Source organism: Paenibacillus sp. FSL H7-0940, assembly GCF_037979415.1.
Lineage (GTDB): Bacteria > Bacillota > Bacilli > Paenibacillales > Paenibacillaceae > Paenibacillus > Paenibacillus amylolyticus.
This window is the reverse complement of the sequence record NZ_CP150280.1, coordinates 2,901,509-2,921,595: the sequence shown is the minus strand read 5'-3', so window position 1 is coordinate 2,921,595 and position 20,087 is coordinate 2,901,509. Positions and strand designations below refer to the sequence as shown.

At 45.9% G+C, this 20,087-nt stretch carries 20 protein-coding genes; 17 read left to right on the top strand and 3 right to left on the bottom strand.

Features of this window, described 5'->3' with window-relative positions:
- The first annotated feature begins 154 nt into the window (after positions 1 to 154).
- From MHB71_RS12570 to MHB71_RS12535, 8 genes are all read left to right on the top strand, one after another.
- Positions 155 to 2,704 carry a glycoside hydrolase family 2 protein gene (locus MHB71_RS12570; protein WP_340029780.1) on the top strand — a complete coding sequence of 850 codons (2,550 nt, stop codon included), beginning with the start codon at positions 155 to 157 and terminating at the stop codon, positions 2,702 to 2,704.
- Positions 2,705 to 2,870: 166 nt separating this feature from the next.
- Complete coding sequence (locus tag MHB71_RS12565) at positions 2,871 to 3,332, top strand: hypothetical protein (RefSeq protein ID WP_340029779.1); 462 nt, start codon at positions 2,871 to 2,873, stop codon at positions 3,330 to 3,332.
- A gap of 77 nt (positions 3,333 to 3,409) precedes the next feature.
- A complete protein-coding gene (locus MHB71_RS12560; protein ID WP_074094715.1) occupies positions 3,410 to 4,114 on the top strand; it encodes a response regulator transcription factor in 705 nt (234 codons plus the stop codon).
- Complete coding sequence (locus MHB71_RS12555; protein ID WP_017688949.1) at positions 4,111 to 5,151, top strand: ATP-binding protein; 1,041 nt, start codon at positions 4,111 to 4,113, stop codon at positions 5,149 to 5,151. Before MHB71_RS12560 ends, MHB71_RS12555 begins: the two co-directional genes overlap by 4 nt.
- 43 nt (positions 5,152 to 5,194) lie before the next feature.
- Positions 5,195 to 5,911 (top strand): cytochrome c biogenesis protein CcdA, encoded by a 717-nt coding sequence (locus MHB71_RS12550; protein ID WP_340029778.1) that lies wholly within the window; start codon positions 5,195 to 5,197, stop codon positions 5,909 to 5,911.
- A gap of 18 nt (positions 5,912 to 5,929) precedes the next feature.
- On the top strand, positions 5,930 to 6,511 hold the full coding sequence (locus MHB71_RS12545) for a redoxin family protein (RefSeq protein ID WP_340029776.1): 582 nt from the start codon (positions 5,930 to 5,932) through the stop codon (positions 6,509 to 6,511).
- Between the two features lie 16 nt (positions 6,512 to 6,527).
- Positions 6,528 to 7,616 (top strand): peptide-methionine (R)-S-oxide reductase MsrB, encoded by a 1,089-nt coding sequence (gene msrB, locus MHB71_RS12540; protein ID WP_340029775.1) that lies wholly within the window; start codon positions 6,528 to 6,530, stop codon positions 7,614 to 7,616.
- A gap of 236 nt (positions 7,617 to 7,852) precedes the next feature.
- Complete coding sequence (locus MHB71_RS12535; protein ID WP_340029774.1) at positions 7,853 to 9,763, top strand: AraC family transcriptional regulator; 1,911 nt, start codon at positions 7,853 to 7,855, stop codon at positions 9,761 to 9,763.
- A gap of 137 nt (positions 9,764 to 9,900) precedes the next feature.
- Here the strand turns inward: MHB71_RS12535 and MHB71_RS12530 are convergent, their stop codons facing one another.
- Positions 9,901 to 10,572, bottom strand: coding sequence for a hypothetical protein (locus MHB71_RS12530; RefSeq protein ID WP_340029773.1), 672 nt, complete (start codon positions 10,570 to 10,572; stop codon positions 9,901 to 9,903).
- Positions 10,573 to 10,616: 44 nt separating this feature from the next.
- Positions 10,617 to 11,138, bottom strand: coding sequence for a hypothetical protein (locus tag MHB71_RS12525; RefSeq protein ID WP_076318667.1), 522 nt, complete (start codon positions 11,136 to 11,138; stop codon positions 10,617 to 10,619).
- Between the two features lie 228 nt (positions 11,139 to 11,366).
- Between MHB71_RS12525 and MHB71_RS12520 the strand changes: the two genes are divergently transcribed.
- From MHB71_RS12520 to MHB71_RS12500, 5 genes are all read left to right on the top strand, one after another.
- Positions 11,367 to 12,044, top strand: a complete 678-nt coding sequence (locus MHB71_RS12520) for an SOS response-associated peptidase (protein WP_036608866.1) — start codon at positions 11,367 to 11,369, stop codon at positions 12,042 to 12,044.
- Between the two features lie 186 nt (positions 12,045 to 12,230).
- Entirely contained in the window at positions 12,231 to 13,361 is a 1,131-nt protein-coding gene (locus tag MHB71_RS12515; RefSeq protein WP_340029772.1) for an NADH-dependent flavin oxidoreductase, read from the top strand.
- A gap of 137 nt (positions 13,362 to 13,498) precedes the next feature.
- The gene (locus MHB71_RS12510; protein ID WP_036608860.1) at positions 13,499 to 14,266 is read left to right on the top strand and encodes a DeoR/GlpR family DNA-binding transcription regulator; all 768 of its coding nucleotides are present in this window, start codon (positions 13,499 to 13,501) and stop codon (positions 14,264 to 14,266) included.
- A gap of 20 nt (positions 14,267 to 14,286) precedes the next feature.
- Entirely contained in the window at positions 14,287 to 14,745 is a 459-nt protein-coding gene (locus MHB71_RS12505) for an OsmC family protein (protein WP_127546197.1), read from the top strand.
- Positions 14,746 to 14,803: 58 nt separating this feature from the next.
- Positions 14,804 to 15,394, top strand: coding sequence for a DUF2062 domain-containing protein (locus tag MHB71_RS12500; RefSeq protein WP_074094725.1), 591 nt, complete (start codon positions 14,804 to 14,806; stop codon positions 15,392 to 15,394).
- Here MHB71_RS12500 and MHB71_RS12495 read toward each other — a convergent pair.
- Complete coding sequence (locus tag MHB71_RS12495; protein WP_100528805.1) at positions 15,372 to 16,301, bottom strand: AEC family transporter; 930 nt, start codon at positions 16,299 to 16,301, stop codon at positions 15,372 to 15,374. The genes MHB71_RS12500 and MHB71_RS12495 overlap by 23 nt on opposite strands.
- 214 nt (positions 16,302 to 16,515) lie before the next feature.
- On the opposite strand from MHB71_RS12495, the gene MHB71_RS12490 reads away from it, so the two are divergent.
- The 4 genes from MHB71_RS12490 to MHB71_RS12475 all read left to right on the top strand — a co-directional run bounded on the left by MHB71_RS12490 (position 16,516) and on the right by MHB71_RS12475 (position 19,807).
- Complete coding sequence (locus tag MHB71_RS12490) at positions 16,516 to 17,598, top strand: lactonase family protein (RefSeq protein ID WP_076318669.1); 1,083 nt, start codon at positions 16,516 to 16,518, stop codon at positions 17,596 to 17,598.
- 381 nt (positions 17,599 to 17,979) lie between these two features.
- Positions 17,980 to 18,612 carry a 3-hexulose-6-phosphate synthase gene (gene hxlA, locus MHB71_RS12485; protein WP_036670570.1) on the top strand — a complete coding sequence of 211 codons (633 nt, stop codon included), beginning with the start codon at positions 17,980 to 17,982 and terminating at the stop codon, positions 18,610 to 18,612.
- A 4-nt stretch (positions 18,613 to 18,616) separates the two neighbouring features.
- Positions 18,617 to 19,180: a 6-phospho-3-hexuloisomerase gene (gene hxlB / locus MHB71_RS12480; RefSeq protein WP_340029770.1), complete on the top strand. Its 564-nt coding sequence runs from the start codon at positions 18,617 to 18,619 to the stop codon at positions 19,178 to 19,180.
- Positions 19,181 to 19,447: 267 nt separating this feature from the next.
- Positions 19,448 to 19,807, top strand: a complete 360-nt coding sequence (locus MHB71_RS12475; protein WP_062833989.1) for a helix-turn-helix domain-containing protein — start codon at positions 19,448 to 19,450, stop codon at positions 19,805 to 19,807.
- The last annotated feature ends 280 nt before the right edge of the window (positions 19,808 to 20,087 follow it).

The following is a 20,087-nucleotide window of genomic DNA, read 5'->3' as shown; positions in this document are numbered from 1 at the left end:
TTGTTATGCAGAAACTAAATAATAAATTAAATTACAAAACAGATTGACTATAAGAAGCATATCATGTTAATTTTGTTTTGTAAGTTATTTGTTTTTATAATAACAAAACCTAACAAAATAATATTTACCAACTCTAACAACAATGGAGGCTGTCATGAGCACAATACAATCACATGTTTTTCAGAATTGGACGTTCAAGGCTTGCGAAGATCAAGAGTGGATGCCGGCTCAGGTGCCCGGCTGTGTGCATACAGATTTGCTGAAGCTGGGCAAGATTCCAGATCCTTTTTTTGGAACAAACGAGAAGGAAGTACAATGGATTGATAAGATAGATTGGGAATATCAGACGGAATTTGACGTTGCCGAAGGGTTGTTCTCCCAAGAACATCTGGAGCTGGTGTTTGATGGTCTGGATACATATGCGGATGTGTATGTGAATGATGTGCATGTGTTATCAGCAGATAATATGTTCCGGGTATGGAAGGCAGATGTAAGGTCTGTATTGAAGGAGAACGGCAACATTCTTCGAATACGTTTTCGGTCACCGATTCAGGAAGATCTGCCTAAGCTGGAGAAGCTCGGATATGCATTACCGGCATCGAATGATCAGTCCGATGTTGGTGGACTTGGCAACAAGAGAGTAAGTATTTTTGCACGTAAAGCCCCGTATCACTATGGTTGGGACTGGGGTCCGCGTTTTGTAACCAGTGGGATCTGGCGTGAAGCACGTCTTGAAGGTTGGACACAGGTACGAATCAATGATGTGTATATCCAGCAAAATGAAGTAAGCGCTACCTCAGCTTCATTAACTGCTGTTGTGGAAGTCGAGACATCACAAGCGGTAGATACGACTATTCGTATCGGCGCAGATGGACAGAGATGGGAAAGATCCGTATCACTACAACCGGGAACTCAGACTGTGGAGATTCCAGTCTCCATTGATGAACCGAAACTGTGGTGGAGCCGTGGGCTTGGTGATCCGCATATGTACACCTTCCTTACCGAAGTGCTTCAAGGTGAGCGAGCTGTGGCTGAATCTACAGTGAAGAGTGGGCTTCGTTCCATTCGGCTGGTACGTGACAAAGATGAAGCAGGAGCATCCTTTTATTTTGAATTAAACGGGGTTGCGGTCTTTGCCAAAGGGGCCAATCACATTCCAAATGATAGCTTCATCACTGAAATTACTCGTGAACGTTATCGTCATGAGATCGTATCCGCAGCCGAGTCCAATATGAATATGCTGCGTGTCTGGGGTGGCGGAATCTATGAGCAGGATGTGTTCTACGAACTATGTGATGAATACGGAATCCTGGTATGGCAAGACTTCATGTTTGCTTGCAGCATGTATCCAGGAGATGAAGCGTTCCTGAACAGTGTGAGACATGAGGCGATTGATAATGTGAAACGTCTACGCAACCATCCAAGTATTGCACTCTGGTGTGGGAACAACGAGATTGATTCGGCTTGGGCTCACTATGTTGAGAATGGTGGCTGGGGTTGGAAAAAGGAATTTACTGCCGATCAGCGTGAAAGCATCTGGGCCGATTACGAAGCCATCTTCCATGATCTGCTGCCAGAAGTGGTTGAAGCGTATGCGCCAGGTGTGGATTACTGGCCTTCCTCACCACTGGTATCACTGACAGGGGATGAGACGCAGCATGCGCACCCATCCACAGCTGAAGGGGATATCCACTACTGGGGCGTGTGGCACAATGTAGAACCATTCGAGAACTACAACGTGCATGTGGGTCGTTTCATGAGTGAATACGGATTCCAGTCTTTCCCGGAGTACAAGTCAGTACGCACTTACGCAGAAGAAGAGGATCTGGCTCTGGAGTCGGAAGTCATGCTGGCTCATCAAAAGAATGGGGCAGGTAATCGTCTGATCAAACAGTACATGGATATGTACATGCATGAATCGAAGGACTTCCCATCGTTCCTGTATATGAGCCAGGTGCTTCAGGCGGAAGCGATGAAGACAGCCATTGAAGCGCACCGTCGCCGCAAACCATTCTGCATGGGCACACTTTACTGGCAAATGAATGACTGCTGGCCAGTGGCTTCATGGGCAGGTATGGACTACCTTGGTCGTTGGAAAGCATTGCAATATTATGCGAAACGCAGCTTCAGCGATGTGTTGGTATCGGTAGATGGAACAAAAGAAGATACAACAGATATATATATCATCTCGGATCAATTACAACCTGTAAAAGGGCAGTTACAGATTCGTTTGCTCGGGTTCGATGGAACGGTGCATCGTGATGAAACACATGACGTGACCTTGGCACCTAATACAGGTGATCGAGTGCTGTCATTACGTAACGCGGAATGGCTTGAAGGTCATGATACAGCTAACACGTTGCTGCGCCTGGATCTGAAACAGGAAGGTGCGGCGACTATCGTACAGGAACACTATTTTGTACCGTCCAAAGACCTTGCTCTGCAGCCTGCAAACATCAATGTAAGCGGGGGAGCGGATGAGAACGGCGTTCATCTGGTACTGGAAAGTGACGTGCTTGCTAAACAGGTATGGCTGTCTTCGGATGTGGAGGGTGTCTTCTCAGATAACTTCTTCGACTTGATTCCTGGCATTCCGGTGAAGGTGCAGTTCACTTCCAGAGAGGGATTGCAGTCTAATGATGTGATATCAAATCCGGGACCGATCGAGGTTCGATCCATGATTGATTTTATTCGTTTGACCTAGAAGAAACGGTTGGAGTCTCTCGTAAGAGAGATTTCAACCGTTTTTTTATTGAAACCTGACCCCTTTTATATATCGTAATGGTTTCGTAATACTTCGCTTAGAGAATCGTAAGCTGTCTTGCTTATTGTAATCCATGTAAGTAATAAACGAATGGAGAGTGATAAGAATGATGAAAACAAATAAGAGCAAAAAAGTGATGGTAGCAGCGGTATTGGTGATGTCTATGGCCTTTTCTGGATTGGCAAGTGCTGCAGATATGAAAACGATTAAAAAGGATGGCATGGAGCTTGTTCAATTGAGACAGGCGGCGAAAATGTATGATTACAGCATTATGTGGGACAGCAAGGACAGATCTGTAACTTTGATGTATATGGGCAAAATGGACGACATGAAGATGAAAGACGACATGAAGATGAATGACGACAAAATGATGGAAGATGACAAAATGATGGAAGAAACGATGATGCCTGCGGGGAAAACGATTAAATTGTGGATTGGATCGAAAAAAATTATGGTAGACGGTATGCAAGTTAACTTGAAATCGATGCCTGTCATCTATGAAGGGAATTCGTATGCGGCTGAGTCTGTAATTAAACAATACATGATGCCAGCCATGGGAATGAAGTAATTTAAGGGCTAAGCATCGCCATCACCATATGATATGATTGGCTCAAATGTATTTTCTGGAATATGGGGTGGGTTCGTTTGAATGAATGTGTACTGGTTGCTGATGATGATACAAATATTACGGACGTTTGTCGCAGGTATCTGGAACGCGAAGGTTATCTTGTCGTGACGGCTAAGGACGGTTTGGAAGCTATTGAGCTGTGGCACAGCCAAACGCCAAGCTTGATTGTGCTCGACCTGATGATGCCACATAAGAATGGATGGGAAGTTTGCAACGAGATTCGGCAAACTGAGGATGTGCCCATTGTAATGCTGACGGCCCGTGGTGAGGAACAGGACCGTCTGATGGGACTTACGATGGGGGCGGATGATTATCTGACCAAACCATTCAGTCCAAGAGAACTTGTTTTGCGTGTGAAGGCAATCCTGCGGAGAATGCGAACTGCGCAGGCATCACCTGTAACAACATCTGAATATACGATCAATTATGAAGGGCTTACCATTGATTTTACCAAGCGTGAAGTGCACATCAGCGGGCAGGCCATTGAATTGACCGTTACAGAGTTTGAGATGTTGTATTTGCTGGCAAGTCACCCGGGTCAGGTGTTCTCCCGTAATCAGATGTTAAGCAAGATTTGGGATTTTAGCTATGAGGGAGATACAACAACGGTGACTGTACATGTTCGGAGATTACGAGAGAAGATCGAACAGAATCCTTCTGATCCAAAATATATAAAAACAGTTTGGGGCATAGGCTACAAGTTTGCGGGTGGTAGTTCATGAAACTTCGCACATACTTGGTGTTGTCCAGTCTCACGGGCATTGGCGTATTATTAATTTGTTTGTTCATCAGTTATTCCAAAATGCTGCTTACGATCGAACAATTGTATTGGTTATCGGCTATAACGGCAGGGGTAGGCTTACTTTCGTTTATTCTTCAATATTTGCTGACTAAGCCATTGGAGAAATCAATTGCGCGAATTACACAGCAGACAATACGAATTGCCGAAGGGGATTTCCATACGGAAGTCCCTCTCATCGGTACACAGGAATTTAAGCTCCTGGCACAGCAATTTAATGAAATGAGTTCCAAGCTGAAGGAAAGCTTTGATCATCTGCATCACTCAGAAACCGCGAGACGAGAGTTGATCGCCAATGTATCCCATGATTTACGGACTCCCTTGGCATCTATTCAGTCATTCGTCGAAGCGTTGGAGGATGATGTCATTAAGGATAAAGAAACCTTTCAACGTTACCTGAACACGATACGACTTGAGACGAAGCGTTTGGGAGGGCTTATTCAAGATTTGTTTGAATTATCCAGCCTGGAAGCGCAAGGTGAGGTATTTGACCCTCAGCCTTGTCACGTTGATGAGTTGCTGCTCAGTACGTTGGAGAGTTTTTCGTTTCATCTCGCCGAGAAAACGCTGAACGTTGAAATCGATTTGCCCGATAAATTGCCAGCCGCGGTCATGATGCCTGCACAAATGAAGCGGGTCCTTTCCAATTTGTTGCAAAATGCCATTCAATACTCTCCTATTGAAGGAAAAATCATTCTGGCTGCCGAAGAGAAGGGGCCGTTTATACGAATTTCAGTTACGGATGAAGGGGAAGGCATTGAAGCGGAGGAAACTTCGCGTATATTTGAACGTTTTTATCGAATTGACAAATCACGTAGCAAGAGTAATGGGGGGGCTGGGCTTGGCCTTGCCATCGCTCAATCGATTGTGGAACTCCATGGTGGAGAGATCGGGGTTCAGAGTACAAAAGGAGAAGGAAGCTGCTTCTGGTTCACGCTTCCGATCTACGTCAGTCGTTAACCTTGGTTAATCAAACGTAGTATTTATTCAGGTGGTGAATGACTTGACCAGTGATTTGGTTTTTCTTTTCGGGGTTTTTGGTGCAGGATTGTTATCGTTTTTTGCGCCATGTATTCTGCCGCTGATCCCGGTATATGTGTCTTATCTATCCGGAAGCATGGTCAACGGTACGAATCAGCAGCAGCCTGACACCAATTCGGTTCGGTTGCGGTCCACACTTGTTTTGCGGACATTTTTATTTGTTCTTGGGCTGTCCCTGGTATTTGTTTTACTCGGTTTTGGTTCTGGCATCGTTGGTAATTTGATCTCAAGTCCTGTGTTTATTGCGATCTGCGGAGCCATCGTAGTGCTTTTTGGGATTTATCAAACCGGGTTGATCCGACTATCCTGGCTGGAACGGGAGAGAAAGCTGTCAAACGATCAAGCCAAACGGGGAGGGTATGTCGGAGCGTTCCTGTTGGGTCTAACGTTTAGTTTTGGCTGGACGCCTTGTATCGGGCCTGTGCTGGCGGCCATTCTTGGTATCGCCGCAGGAGAAGGCTCTCCACTGTATGGCGGGTTTCTCATGTTCCTGTATACCCTTGGATTGGCAATTCCTTTCCTGATTCTGTCCGTTTTTTCGGAATATGTTATGAAGCGGATACGTCGTTTATACAAGTACATGGGCGTCATCAAAATAACTTCCGGCTGTATTCTTATTGTCATGGGACTATTGTTAATGACAGACCGACTAAACAGCTTAGTGACCTGGTTTCAATAATCATTGGAGGAATTTGGTATGAAGACGGCACGGAAATGGATGGTATCTGTAATCGTATTTGCTGGAACCCTGTTGATCTTGAGCGCATGTGGATCACAGCAAACTGAATCAAAACAAACGGGGTCATCATCAGCCCCAGCATCAACATCCGATATGAGTTCGTCAACCATGGTGAACAAGGGAGAGACGGCTCCTGAATTTTCATTGCGTGATCTGAAAGGAAACACGGTTGGACTTTCTGATGTTCAAGGCAAGAAAGTGTATGTGAAATACTGGGCTTCTTGGTGTTCCATCTGCCTTGCGGGTTTGGAAGACCTGAACAATCTGGCTGGTCAAAACAATGATTTTCAAGTCATTACGATTGTGACGCCAGACTACAAGGGAGAGAAATCCTCCCAAGCGTTTACTGAATGGTTTGACCAACAGCCATATGATAACATAACTGTTCTTTTGGATGAGAAAGGTGTATGGGCCAAGGAATTTGGCGTAAGAGCATATCCTAGTTCCTTTTATATTGGCTCTGATGGTATTTTAACGAAATCGCAGCCAGGGCATGCATCCAATGAACAGATCATGGAATCATTACAAGAGATTTTGTGAGAAAGGAGGAAGTGTCATGAAAAGGACGCTGCTGGGCCTGTGCCTCCTTGTTATAGCGATAGTTGTGTCTGCTTGTGGAAACAGGGCTGAGAGCCATTCAGCTTCATCTTCGATATCCACTCAACCTGTCAAGGCATCGAGTGTCTCCGAGGAAAACCTGAGTAACCTGTACTTGGCAGGAGGCTGTTTCTGGGGTGTGGAGGCATATATGGCTCGTATTCCGGGGGTTCAGGATGTGACTTCCGGTTATGCCAACGGTGAAGGAGAGAATCCAACCTATGAGGATGTTATTCGCGGGGAGCAGGGGTTTGCGGAGACTGTTCATGTAAAATATGATCCGCAGCAAGTATCTTTGCAGAAACTGCTTGAATCTTATTTTCGAGTTATTGATCCTACCAGCTTGAATAAGCAGGGCAATGATCGTGGCGTTCAGTATCGGACTGGTATATATTATACGTTGCCTGAAGATGCCAAAATCATCGAGCAGGCTGTAGCGGTAGAGCAAGAAAAATATGACCAACCCATTGTAACGGAAGTGATGCCTCTGCAGAATTATTATTTGGCGGAGGAGTACCATCAGGATTATTTGGAAAAAAATCCGAACGGATATTGTCACATTGATATGACTGTTTTGGATGACCTGGAGATTGGAATTGATCCCGCTCAATATCCACGTCCAACAGATGAACAATTAAAGGAACGTTTAACAGACGAACAGTATGCGGTCACGGTAAACAATGATACGGAGCATGCGTTCAGTAACGAATACTGGGATAATGAGGAGCCCGGTCTGTATGTGGATATTGCAACGGGAGAGCCGTTATTCACCAGCCGGGATAAGTATGATTCCGGTTGCGGGTGGCCGAGTTTTACAAAACCGATTGTACCTGAGGTTGTTACCTATACAACGGATACGAGCTTTGGGATGGAACGCACGGAGGTACGAAGCCGGGCAGGTAACATCCACCTCGGTCATGTGTTCGATGATGGTCCCGAAGATCGTGGTGGCAAACGTTACTGCATTAACAGTGCATCGATCCGGTTTATTCCGTTAGACAAGATGGAGGAAGAACGGTACGGGTATTTATTGTCATTTATCGAGTAGAGAAGGGCAGCTGACTTTATCAAAACATAATAAGGCCATAATCTTAGAACGGTTGAGATCTCTCTATGAGGGATTTCGACCGTTTTTTATTTTGCGGCATCTAACAAAAACGAAGGTAGGCTTCAAAGATGGTTGCATCATTGTTATAATTGATAATCATTATCAATTATAGGTGGGTTTTTAGTCACAATGCCAAGGTATTGTGTGTGTTTGATCGCTTAGGAGAGGGAGTTTATATGGGAATTCAGAATGACATCAAGCTGTGGGATCAGGTTCAGGTTCGCGTGCTTGATGTGCGTCTTATATCACTCGTAACACACGAGTTCATACGCAATTATGTGTTACCGACGAGTGCATTTGTGTATGTTCAAGGCAGGGGTCAGGTCTGGCTGGATGAAGAGGTATGGACTACAAACCAGTTCTTGCTGTTGCATGGGGGAAAAGGAAGACGTCTGACACTTGAAGCCACAGGGGTTATGGAGGTACATCTGATTTTGTACAAATCAACCTTGCCCTCCAATGTGCTTGTGGAGTACCGAATGATGTTGAACCAGCGTAATCCGTTTGAAGAGTCCTGGGCGACAGTGCCGGATCATACACTTGAGCTGCGTGAGCTTGTGCGGAATATACATGAATGCTGGTCAGGGCAGGAGCGAGTGGGCAAAATTCAGGTCAAAGTGTATTTTTTTCAACTGGTACAGCTTGTCTTGTTACAGCGGAGTCGCATGTCTAACGAATTTCAACAGCCTTCGCTTACCGATCAGGTTTTGCGATATATCAAAGCTCATTACCGGGAATCCATCTCACTTGATTTGCTTGCCCAGTCCTTGAGTTACAGTCCGCAATATGTATCACGCAAATTCAAGGAACAGACGGGATGTACACCGACAGAATATGTGATTCGGTTACGAATGGGTGAGGCAAGGAGTCTGCTTGCGTCCACAGAAGCTTCATTACAGGAGATTGCTGCGTATGTGGGTTATATGGACCCGTTTTATTTCAATCGTATATTCAAAAAAGAGATCGGTATCACACCGGGGCAATATCGGTTGAAGCAGCAGGAAAACTCGAAATCAGTTTCAAAAAGTACATTAAATGCAACAAATCAATCCATTGTAACAGGAGGGGATGAACGTTATCCTTTAATTGATGATGATAATCATTATCAATATAAGGGAGATGAGGAAATCAACATGTTTAACCATTTTAAATCAGCGATTATGTCGCTTGCGCTTGTACTCACATTGAGTGCTTGTGGAACAGCCCAGCAGGGGGCAGAAACATCCGAAGTTGCGGCTGAACCCGAACAACCGGCAGTCGTGGAAACCCAAATGGTAAATACGACCTTTGGTGAGGTAGAGATTCCTGCACATCCCGAGCGAGTTGCTGCCATAGATTATCTGGGAACGGTGCTTGCTCTTGGTGTCAAACCGATTGGTGGAGGCCAATTTCTGATGAACAGTCCTTATCTGGAAGGTCACATGGATGGTCTTGAAACGATAGGGGATTCCGTTGAACAATTGATGGAGCTGGAACCTGATCTTATTATTACATTGAATCCGGACAAGGCGGCTTATGAGAAATATAGCAAGATTGCTCCGACCGTTTCGATCGCATCCATCACTTTTCCGACACTCAAGGACGAAGTGAACTATTTCGGTAAAGTCCTTGGCAAAGAAGCGGAAGCAGAGAAGTGGCTGGCTGATTTTGATGAGGAGATTGCCAAAATCAAGCAGGAGGTGCAGAGTGTTGTTCCAGCTGATGCTACATTCTCCGTTATGCAGGAATATGATCGCCAAGTCTTCATTTTTGGCAATCAGTCGGGCCGGGGAGGGCGTAACATCTACGAATTGCTTGGTTTGCAAGCACCAAAGAACATTCCATCCGAGTTGATGCAGGGCGCCTATCATGAATTCTCCATAGAACTGCTCTCCAAATACGCTGGAGATTACATTGTGCTGACCAGCAAGTCTCAGTTGAAAGACCTTCAGGCAGATCCGATCTGGGGTTCATTGCCTGCTATCAAAAATGGAAAAGTGTACATATGGACGGAAGAACAATCCTGGTTCCGTGACCCTATTGCCTTGTTAAAACAGACACAGGATCTGGCTGAATGGATTATTGGACTTAATACACCGTCTAAATAAGGAACTTCAAAAAACCGTGCCGCCCAGTTTGCTGAGCAGCACGGTTTTCATTTTCTTATGTAGGACTGAACAGTAGAGGGGATTAGCTGCCTGTACGGAGATGAAATAACAGTGTAGTGTGATTACCGTATAAGAGTTTATTCGCTCTTTTGTTCGTTCTGAATTTCTTGCAGATCCTCCAGTTGCAGTGTGAGGTCATTCTCGGGGTTTGCGCTCACAATGACTTCTGACGGTGATTGTTGCTGACCTGGCTGATTCGACTTGGCGGCAGGTTTGATCACGTAGAGACTTTGAACGGAGTTGAGCAGGCTGGCAGGGGTGTCTTCATACGTTTCCAGGAAGAGTACATAGTCTTTGGTAGGAATCAGCTTGAGGTTGTCATCATTAATAATCTCGGTGTTGCCTAGTTGTCCGCCAAGTTGCTTCACTTCAAGTTTTTCCCCGGCAGTGTAACCGCCCTTATAGGATTCAGCGACCTGAATCGTGTGGATCGTATAGATTTTGTCAAAAGAAGATGGCTCTCCGCCCGGATCGGACGCGGGGTTTAACTCGTTTTCATTGGCAGCATCAGTAACTTGTACGATATCGTTTAAAGCTTCCACACGAGTCTCAACAACACTACCTTTTACAATGGTATTTGCTCTCTCGGACAGGTCGCCAATGCTGCCATAACTCGGGTAATCTTCAGAAGCAATAATGGTCATGGGTGCATCGGATGGGGACGCGGTAGGTGTAACAGAAGAACATCCAGCAGCAGATAAAATGAAAATGGAAGAGAGAAGCAGCGTTAATACTCGATTTTTGTTCATGGACAGGAATCCTCCTTGGATTTTTGGGATAAGTTCGTAGCGAATTAATACTTGGATTTTACGTTATTGATATCAAAAGTTTGGGGTTGGGTCATGGAATTGCGGTTACGGGAGTAAGACATAATGGAAGGACTGCTTGTTGTTGGATTGTCACCGAGCCAGATGGAGTGTCCGAGTTCGTGGACAAATACGCTTTGAATGAAGTTGGATAAGTTGGTTGCGTCAGGGGTGATTGTGGATGCATTGAGTTCGATGCGGAAGCTTACGACTTGACTGCCGGATACGGAGGCGTAGTTGACACCATATGCTGTATTATTGAAGTTTCCTGCGGTGATGGTGTTTGGAGAGTTACTTGTTTTGGTGAATTTAACTTTGGCACCTGCATTGTTCCAGTTGGTAAGGGAAGTGTCCATGGGAGTCTGCCATGCGGCGGCGTAATTATACGTACGAATGGGGATGGTGGTGCTGGGATAACCGTAGGTCAGAAAGGTTGCCGCATAGATGGTACTGCCAAACATCGCAATCGCTGAGAACAACATGATGCTCATCAAAAACTTCCTTTTCATACTTAAAACCTCCAATAAATGTATTTTATTCTCTATTATAGTAACAAGTAATATTGGAGTTGAAATGAGTCCGAGGTCGTTGTTTTTGTCGTGAAAAACATGAAATATATCTTGATCCGACCATAATGGTGTCAAAATAAGTCATTTCCTGTTCAATGTTCATGAATAATTTCCCTAAAATTACAAACAATACGTTCAACTTCTCATAGGGAAAGGTAGTGCTTGAACATGTGCAACCGTTTTTCATTGGCAGCCGATTTGGACGATGTCAGAGATCATTTCAAGATTCAGCGAGTGATGTATTATTACAAAAACCGATACAATATCAGTCCAACCCAGCATACGCCGATTATTTTGCATCAGGATGGTGAGCGTGTACTGGATGAGTTCCGGTGGGGGTTCATTCCATTCTGGGGGCGTGATGCCGTTAACGCAAACCTCATGACGGTGCATGAGAATCCTTCTTATTACAAACTGGTAGAGACCAAGCGCTGCGTTATTCCCTGCAATGGATTATATTACTGGCGGCAAGAGGGCAAAAAAAGTTATGCGGTTCGTGTTGTTATGCCGGATCGTGGCCTGTTCGGTATTGCTGGGTTATATGAGGTGTGGAGAGATACACGGAAAGAGCCGCTTCGTACCTGCACGATGCTTATGACAGGCGCAAACATGGTTACACGTGAGTTTGGCAGTAAAATGCCAGCGATCCTTTCCGAAGAAGAGATCAACACCTGGCTTGATCCTGCCAATACACGAGTGACTCAGTTGTTACCGCTACTGAAATCGTATAACAGTACAGAGATGAATCTGTATCCGGTAACACCAATGGTCGCCAACGATGAACACGACTGTTACGAATGCGTGGAAGAGATGGATCAGAAGCTGGCTTACGTTCGGAGTTTCTGAGTATCCTTTGGAAGATGTGAAGAAAATGAAGAGGGCTGAGAGTCAGGAGACACTCTGCTCTTTTTTCCTTTCTGAAAATGAAAAGTTGCAATTGCAGTGAAACGTAACTATAATCATTACAGTAAGCGAACGCATATATTCATATATCTATTAAAAGAGATATTTATAATCAGGAGGGAACCACGAATGAATCCAAAGTTTAACCAGATGTTTGAACAAGTTTCACTACCGACTGGCATTACACTGAAAAACCGTATCGTGCTCGCTCCCATGACTCATATGTCCTCGAATGCTGATGGTACGATATCCGACGCTGAACTTGCTTATTATGCACGTCGCACCGGTGGTGCGGGCATGTCAATTACGGCTGTAGGGCATGTAACAGAGACAGGCATTGGTTTCCCGGCTCAATTTGGCGTATATGACGACCGCTTCATTCCTGGTCTGAAAAAACTGGCTGATACCATGAAACAACAGGGCTCCGTAGCTGTATTGCAAATTTTCCATGCGGGCCGTCTGACTCCTGAACAAGCTGTACCTGCGGGTCAAGTAGTTGCTCCTAGTGCGGTTGCAAGTGAGCGTCCGGGCTCTCCTGAACCAAGAGAGTTGACGGATGCCGAGATTACTTCGATTATCAAAGACTTTGGTGAAGCGACACGTCGTGCAATCGAAGCCGGCTTTGATGGTGTTGAGATTCACGGTGCTAATGGTTATCTGATCCAACAATTCTTCTCCCCGCATTCCAACCGACGTGAAGACCGTTGGGGTGGTAGTGTCGAGAAACGTCTGAGATTCCCACTTGCTGTAGTGGATGAGATTCAGAAAGTGGTTGCCGAACATACCAAACTGCCGTTCATCATTGGTTACCGTTTCTCCCCGGAAGAACCGGAAACACCGGGACTCACAATGGAAGATACGTATGCACTGGTGGATGCGCTTAAAGATAAAAACCTGGATTACCTGCACGTTTCCCTGAACGAATTCTGGTCCAAGCCAAGACGTGGCGAAGCAGATACACGTTCTAGAATGGAATTCATCCTGGATCGTGTGAACGGCAAATTGCCTGTTATCGGCGTAGGTTCAATTCATACGGCTGATCAGGCCGCTGAGGCGCTTCAAACGGGAGTACCTTTGCTTGCCATTGGACGTGAGCTGATTATTGAACCGGATTGGGTTGAGAAAATCGAGAGCGGACGGGAAGAAGATATTGAGACGATTCTGACCAAATCGGATCAGGAGCGTCTGGTTATCCCTGACGGATTGTGGAATGCAATCATCCACACGCCAGGCTGGTTCCCTATGGCAGAAGATAAATAAGATACACTTCAGAACTGGAATGGAGGGGGCGAAAGCTCCCTCTTTTTGCACATGGTCCAAATTCTCCTTGTCATCGCTCTGTGGTATGATGGATGAACAGGATTAACTGGATAATCAACGGTTTGGAGTGAAGGAATATGCTCGTAGCTGAACGGTATGAGAAAATAGTGGAATGGGTGGATACGCAAGGCAGCATGCGTGTGACCGAACTTAGTGAGCGCTGCGGGGTGACAGAAGAGACGATTCGTCGTGATCTGGACAAGCTCGAACAGGCGGGCAGGCTCAGACGGTCTCATGGCGGGGCGGTCAGCGTAAAATACAAGGATGAATTACAGTCGGAGATTCCGTATCCGGAACGGGCTGTAGCCCATGCAGAAGAGAAGCGCAGAATTGCAAGCGAAGCGGTGAAAATGGTGGAATCCGGCGACCGGATCGCCCTGGATGCAAGTACAACCGCGTGGTACATGGCGGCAGGATTGCCGAACATTCCACTGACGGTATTAACCAACTCGATTAAGGTCGCCGCTGAACTGAGTAACAAGGAACAGATTCGTGTGATTGCCACAGGTGGGCAACTGGCTTCGAAGTCACTGTCTTTTGTAGGACCGCTCGCGGAACGTTCGCTTGACGCCTATCATGTGGATAAAGTATTTCTGTCTTGCAAAGGAGTGCATCTGACCAAAGGCATCAGTGAATCCAATGAATTACAAGCCTTGGTGAAGCAGAAAATGATCCATATTGCGGATGAGGTCATTCTACTTGCAGATTCCAGCAAATTTAACATACAGGCGTTTACCAGAGTTGCTGAGATGAGCAGTGTGGGCAAAGTGATTACAGATCAGGGTGTAGATGAAGAGCACGTTAGCGCATTGATTGAGCAGAATATTACGTGTATACGTGTGTAAACAAGAAAGGAATGAATGTCATGAAACATCCTTTTTATCTGAAAGCGGTATGGAATGGTGGGCGTAACAGTGAGGGAACAATCGATGCAGGTGGATTAAAAACGGTCATATCGATTCCGCAGGAGATGGGCGGACCCGGTACGGGAACTAACCCGGACGAGATGCTGCTGGGTGCAGCCTCCACCTGTTACCTGATCACGCTGGCAGCGATGCTGGAGCGTTCGGATATTACGCCAGATGAATTAACGCTTGAATCGGAAGCAACGGTAGATGTTACGAATAACGTATTTACGTACGAACGGATCGTACATAGACCTCGGATTGTGCTCAGCGCAGATGCTTCAGAGGCGGATCTGACCAAGGCTGAGCGCTTGGCGCATAAGGCTGAATCCTCCTGTATGATCTCCCGAGCGGTGGCAGGTAATGTCCAGATGGAGACACAACCGGTCATTGTTACTACAGGTGCTAACGCGGTGTGATATACTGAAGAGTAGACGATTCAAGTTGTCATTTGTGTAAAATAAGGAGTAATTCGGTATGAACACACAGAAGCGCAAGACTAACCGCTGGGTACGTTTAACACGTGTTATGAAGCTGAATTTTCTCAAATTGTTACGTGCTCCCGGAGGTGCCCATAAAGTATCTACCGGATTTGCCATAGGGTTCGGACTGGAACTGATCGTGATCTCGACGGCTTCTCTGATATATCTCGTATTTTATCCGATTGTGCGACTGTCTGGGGGTTCGGTGCCAGCAGCCATTGTTGGTAATGTGATCGGGAAACTTACGTTTTTACCTATTATCCTGATGCCGCTCGCGAAACAAATTGGCTCATGGATATTGCCTGCTCACAGCATGGGACAGGGACCGGTACATGAGAGTGCATTCATGGAGCTGTTTCGCGGTAACTGGTCGGCTGTGAGTGAATTGTTGCTTGGTGGACTGGATATTCTGGCAGGCATGTCCGTATTTGGTGTCATTCTGGGTGTGATTTCGTACTTTGTCGTGAAATTCTTCTACGTCAGAGCGCTCAACCGGCGTTATGAACGCCGGCTGGAGAAACGCCGCCAAGCGGATATCGCTTCGGTATCACCTCCGGTATTAATCAGGAAGCCATCACAATCATAATGGGTAGCATCAACATGGATGCAGCGGTGGTCCACAGAATGCAGCGGGATACAAACTGCGGAGAAGCATTGAACTGTTCAGCCAAAATAACGGCGTTCACTGCGGTCGGCATCGATGCGAGGATCAGCAGTACACTGAACAACGTACCTTCGACCTGAAGAGCGGTCAGTATCAGCCAGGACAGGATTGGCGCAGCTGCGAGACGGACCACAAGCCCGGTCCAGAAAGCTCGGCGTACATTGGGCAACCAAGGTACCGTTGCACCTTTTGGTCTGAGCATCTGTGCTCCCAGAATGGCGAGAACGATAGGAGAGTAACCCGCAGCCAGCATGGAGATCCCTCCATCCAGCGCTTCAGGCAGGCTCAGATTGGACGCACGCAGCACAATGGCGATGCCAGCAGCATAGATGGATGGCATGCGGAAAACGGACAGAATCGCATCTTTCACCGTGAATTCGGATCGCGCGGCAAAAAAGATACCTACCGTATTAACAATGATCATCTGTCCAATGACGTAGACCGAAGCCTTGTCCAGTCCAAGCTGACCAAAGGCAAGCAGCACCAGCGGGAGCCCGTAATTCACGCAGTTTGTAAACGTGGAGACGAGGGTGAGACCCGCTTTTTCGCTTGCACCCAGACGGAAAACCCGGCTTAACAGCTCGGCGAGGGCCCACAGAGCAATCAGATTAATAATAGAGAACCAGAACGTGCTGGTGACGTCCGTCCAGGTAATCTCTGCATGCAGCAATGTATTGAAGATGAGCGCAGGGCTCAAAATATAAAGGGAAAAGGTCGAGAGCGACCGGGTATCCCAATTCTTAAAGCGTTTTAACAGAATACCTCCGATCACGGGAAGTGATATCGGCAGGAACACATGGTATAACGTAAGTAAAAATGAGTGAAGCAATGCAACTCAGTCCCTTCTGGATGAAAAACCTATCTTATCATAGCAGAAGATGCACCTCATATGAATGGATTTCAGTATGATGATGTGTAGTAATCGCCTTGCTTAACTAAGGATTTCCCTGATGGGCAGCGACAGCGGATTGCTATTTTGATATGGCAGATTTATTATAGAAGAGGTGCAACAAGATTACATACACATAGAGGAGGAAACTGTAATGAGTGAATCAAAACGCTTGCTCGTACTTGCCGGCTCTTACGCCGAAGCGGAAAATGAGGGCATTTATGCATATGAATTGAATGAGGATACAGGCAGCTTGTCCAAGCTTGACGGCATCGCGGGCGTGAAAAACCCAACGTTTGTCAACGTGGATGCTGAGGGTAATAAACTGTATGCGATTGGTGAAACAGCGTCAGCTGAAGGCAATAAAATGTCTGAAGCTGTAGCTCTGAGCATTGATCCTTCTACAGGAAAATTAACGTTGCTGAACCGGAATGACTCCATTTCAGCTCCACCATGTCATATCCAGCGCGATCCTTCCGGAAAATACTTGATCCTCTCCAGCTACCACGGTGGTCTGGTAGGTCTGCAAGCCTTGACGGATAACGGTGAAGTTGGAGCGCTTCTGGACGAGAAGAAACATGAAGGCCAAGGTGCGCATCCTGAGCGTCAGGACAAGCCACATGTTCACTCCGCATTCTTCAGCCCGGATGGTAAATACATGATGGTTCAGGATCTGGGCGCAGATAACATCGCGATCTATTCTATTGATGCAGACAAAAATGAACTTGTGCTGCACAGTGAAACCAAAACACATCCGGGAGCAGGCCCACGTCACTTGGCGTTCCACCCGAATGGTGAATTCGCTTATGTTATCAATGAAGTGGATTCTTCCATTACTTCGTTCAAATATGATGCAGCAGCGGGTACGTTGACTGAATTGTCTACTGTATCCACATTGCCTGATGGATATGATGGCAAAGAGAATACAACAGCAGAAATCACAGTTTCCAATGATGGACGTTATGTATATGGTTCTAACCGTGGACATGACAGCATCGTTGTATTTGCAGTAGATGCAGACAAAGGTCACCTGACACTGGTTGAGCATGTATCTGCTGAAGGTGAGCACCCGCGTCACTTTGCGCTGACACCTAACGGCAAATTGCTGATCGCAGCTAACCGCGATACCAACAACCTCGTGACATTCACGGTAGATCAGGAAAGCGGACGTCTGAAATACACTGGTCACAGCACAGGTGTATCCAAGCCGGTATGCGTGAAACCTGTATATCTGTAAAATGATAAATTTCTAAACCAGCTTTGGCTGGATTGAAAATGAAACGATAAAGATAAAGACCCTGCCATGTGGCGGGGTCTTTTATATTGAATATATAATTCGATGATTAGGCTGCTGTTCTGCTGTAAGCATGTGGATTGGAATAGAGGATTAATTCTATATTTGATTCACCTAACAACGAATTACTATCAATAGTATCCCCCAAGTAACTACCCCACTTCAAAGTGCGTACTTCCTGAATGGATAGTCAGGGTCTACAATGAGTGAGTAGCCAAAACAAACACTGCATGCATCTGAACAGACAAATTGGTGCAGGCTAAATATCTGATTATTATTTTTACAGGAACGAATCATATTTGAACAACAAAGGAGAAATAAATGATGAAATTGCAATTGGCGCTTGACTTGGTAAATATCCCTGAAGGTATCGCACTGGTTAAAGAGGTTGAACAATATATTGATATCGTTGAGATTGGTACTCCAATCGTTATTAATGAAGGTTTGCACGCGGTTAAAGCAATGAAAGAAGCATTCCCTAATCTGCAAGTTCTTGCAGACCTTAAAATCATGGATGCTGGTGGTTATGAAATCATGAAAGCAGCTGAAGCTGGTGCGGATCTAATCACTGTGCTTGGGGCAACCAATGACAGTACGATCAAAGGTGCAGTAGCAGAAGCGAAGAAACAAAACAAACAAGTTCTTGTGGACATGATCAACGTGCCTAACCTGGAACAACGTGCTCGTGAAATTGATGCGCTTGGCGTAGATTACATCTGTGTACACACAGGTTATGACCTACAAGCTGAAGGACAAAGCCCGTTCGAAGATCTGCAAACGATCAAAGCTGCTGTGAAAAATGCTAAAACGGCTGTCGCTGGTGGAATCAAGCTGGAAACATTGCCAGAAGTAATCAAAGCACAACCGGATCTGGTTATTGTAGGCGGCGGTATCACAGGACAAGCAGACAAAGCGGCAGTTGCAGCTGAAATGCAACGTCTCGTTAAACAAGGGTAAGCAGATGAGCAAAACACAGTACGCAGCTGACATCTTGAAGGAGCTGGAACGTACGTTAAGCCAGATCGACGATGCAGAGATGCAAGCGATGGCTGAGCACATTCTGGCTGCGGAACAGATTTTTGTAGCAGGAGCAGGCCGGTCAGGACTTATGGGGAAGGCTTTTGCCATGAGACTGATGCAGATGGGGCTTCGTGTATATGTGGTGGGCGAAACCGTAACACCTGGGATCAGCTCGAAAGATTTCCTCTTGCTGTGCTCTGGCTCAGGAGAGACAGGCAGTCTGGTGGCCATGGCTCAAAAGGCTAGTCAGGCTGGTGCGCCTGTAGGTCTCATTACGATTAAGCCAGAATCCACGATTGGGAATTTGGCAACTACGGTAGTGCGCCTTCCGGCTTCAGCCAAAGAGGACACAGCAACTTCCGGAGCGGCAGTAACCATTCAGCCGATGGGCTCGTTGTTCGAACAAGGACTGTTAATCGGCATGGATGCTCTCATCCTTACGATGATGGAAATGAAGGGTATGACCGGAGCGGATATGTTTGGCCGCCACGCGAACCTGGAATAGTGAATAGATGAAAGACCGGAATCCTTTGATTATGAAGGGTTCTGGTCTTTTCTGCGATACATAATCATTCATCTGTATAGGTTTTATCCGTGATTTACAGTTAAACTTTGCATCCCGACCAGGCTGTAGTAGAATTAATAGATAGCTGTATCGAATGAATGTACTTATTACATCATGCATGGAGCGGAAAGCTTACCTCGTGAGAAGTGTCCCCGTGATATGTGTAATATACGCGATATAAGATTGAAGATGAGGGGGCTCGGAGCCATGGCAGCCGAAGTGAAGGAACGGATTAATCTGAAAGAAATCAACTGTGAGAAGGAATTGACCCTTGCGGTGATCGGTGGCAAGTGGAAACTGATTATTTTGTGGCATTTGGGTCTGGAAGGCACCAAACGTTTCAGTGAGCTGAAACGCCTAATCCCTCATATTACCCAGAAGATGCTGACCAACCAGTTACGTGAGCTGGAGGAAGACAAACTGATTGAACGCAAGGTGTATGCAGAGGTACCACCTCGGGTGGAATATACGTTGACAGATCACGGTCAAAGCCTGATGCCCGTCCTGCACGCGATGTATAACTGGGGTAAAAACTATGGTGAAAATGTAATTTGGAAAGAAAGCTAAATAAGTTATATTCAGAATGACCGCTAGGTAAATGGATACTTCCATAAACCAGCGGTTTTTTAGTTACTTTTAAATTTTGGACAGTGGATCAATAGTTTACTCCAAACGCAGCGGGCAGAAATAGACTTAAGAAGCGAAGCGTTCGCCTTTATCAACGGATTTTCACCTTTAAAAAAAAGAATCAAAAAATCCGGGGATAACAGCGATCGAAAGGCTATTCTGCCAGCGGAGTAATAAGGAGTAATCATTGTCATGTATAAATGAGCAGAATATGATACGA

What these genes read in the sequence shown, in the direction of transcription:
- MHB71_RS12570 (WP_340029780.1), top strand. Translation starts at nt 155, where the DNA reads ATGAGCACAATACAATCACATGTTTTTCAGAATTGGACGTTCAAGGCT.
- MHB71_RS12565 (WP_340029779.1), top strand. Translation starts at nt 2,871, where the DNA reads ATGATGAAAACAAATAAGAGCAAAAAAGTGATGGTAGCAGCGGTATTG.
- MHB71_RS12555 (WP_017688949.1), top strand. Translation starts at nt 4,111, where the DNA reads ATGAAACTTCGCACATACTTGGTGTTGTCCAGTCTCACGGGCATTGGC.
- MHB71_RS12545 (WP_340029776.1), top strand. Translation starts at nt 5,930, where the DNA reads ATGAAGACGGCACGGAAATGGATGGTATCTGTAATCGTATTTGCTGGA.
- msrB (WP_340029775.1), top strand. Translation starts at nt 6,528, where the DNA reads ATGAAAAGGACGCTGCTGGGCCTGTGCCTCCTTGTTATAGCGATAGTT.
- MHB71_RS12535 (WP_340029774.1), top strand. Translation starts at nt 7,853, where the DNA reads ATGGGAATTCAGAATGACATCAAGCTGTGGGATCAGGTTCAGGTTCGC.
- MHB71_RS12530 (WP_340029773.1), bottom strand. Translation starts at nt 10,572, where the DNA reads ATGAACAAAAATCGAGTATTAACGCTGCTTCTCTCTTCCATTTTCATT.
- MHB71_RS12525 (WP_076318667.1), bottom strand. Translation starts at nt 11,138, where the DNA reads ATGAAAAGGAAGTTTTTGATGAGCATCATGTTGTTCTCAGCGATTGCG.
- MHB71_RS12520 (WP_036608866.1), top strand. Translation starts at nt 11,367, where the DNA reads ATGTGCAACCGTTTTTCATTGGCAGCCGATTTGGACGATGTCAGAGAT.
- MHB71_RS12515 (WP_340029772.1), top strand. Translation starts at nt 12,231, where the DNA reads ATGAATCCAAAGTTTAACCAGATGTTTGAACAAGTTTCACTACCGACT.
- MHB71_RS12510 (WP_036608860.1), top strand. Translation starts at nt 13,499, where the DNA reads ATGCTCGTAGCTGAACGGTATGAGAAAATAGTGGAATGGGTGGATACG.
- MHB71_RS12505 (WP_127546197.1), top strand. Translation starts at nt 14,287, where the DNA reads ATGAAACATCCTTTTTATCTGAAAGCGGTATGGAATGGTGGGCGTAAC.
- MHB71_RS12500 (WP_074094725.1), top strand. Translation starts at nt 14,804, where the DNA reads ATGAACACACAGAAGCGCAAGACTAACCGCTGGGTACGTTTAACACGT.
- MHB71_RS12490 (WP_076318669.1), top strand. Translation starts at nt 16,516, where the DNA reads ATGAGTGAATCAAAACGCTTGCTCGTACTTGCCGGCTCTTACGCCGAA.
- hxlA (WP_036670570.1), top strand. Translation starts at nt 17,980, where the DNA reads ATGAAATTGCAATTGGCGCTTGACTTGGTAAATATCCCTGAAGGTATC.
- hxlB (WP_340029770.1), top strand. Translation starts at nt 18,617, where the DNA reads ATGAGCAAAACACAGTACGCAGCTGACATCTTGAAGGAGCTGGAACGT.
- MHB71_RS12475 (WP_062833989.1), top strand. Translation starts at nt 19,448, where the DNA reads ATGGCAGCCGAAGTGAAGGAACGGATTAATCTGAAAGAAATCAACTGT.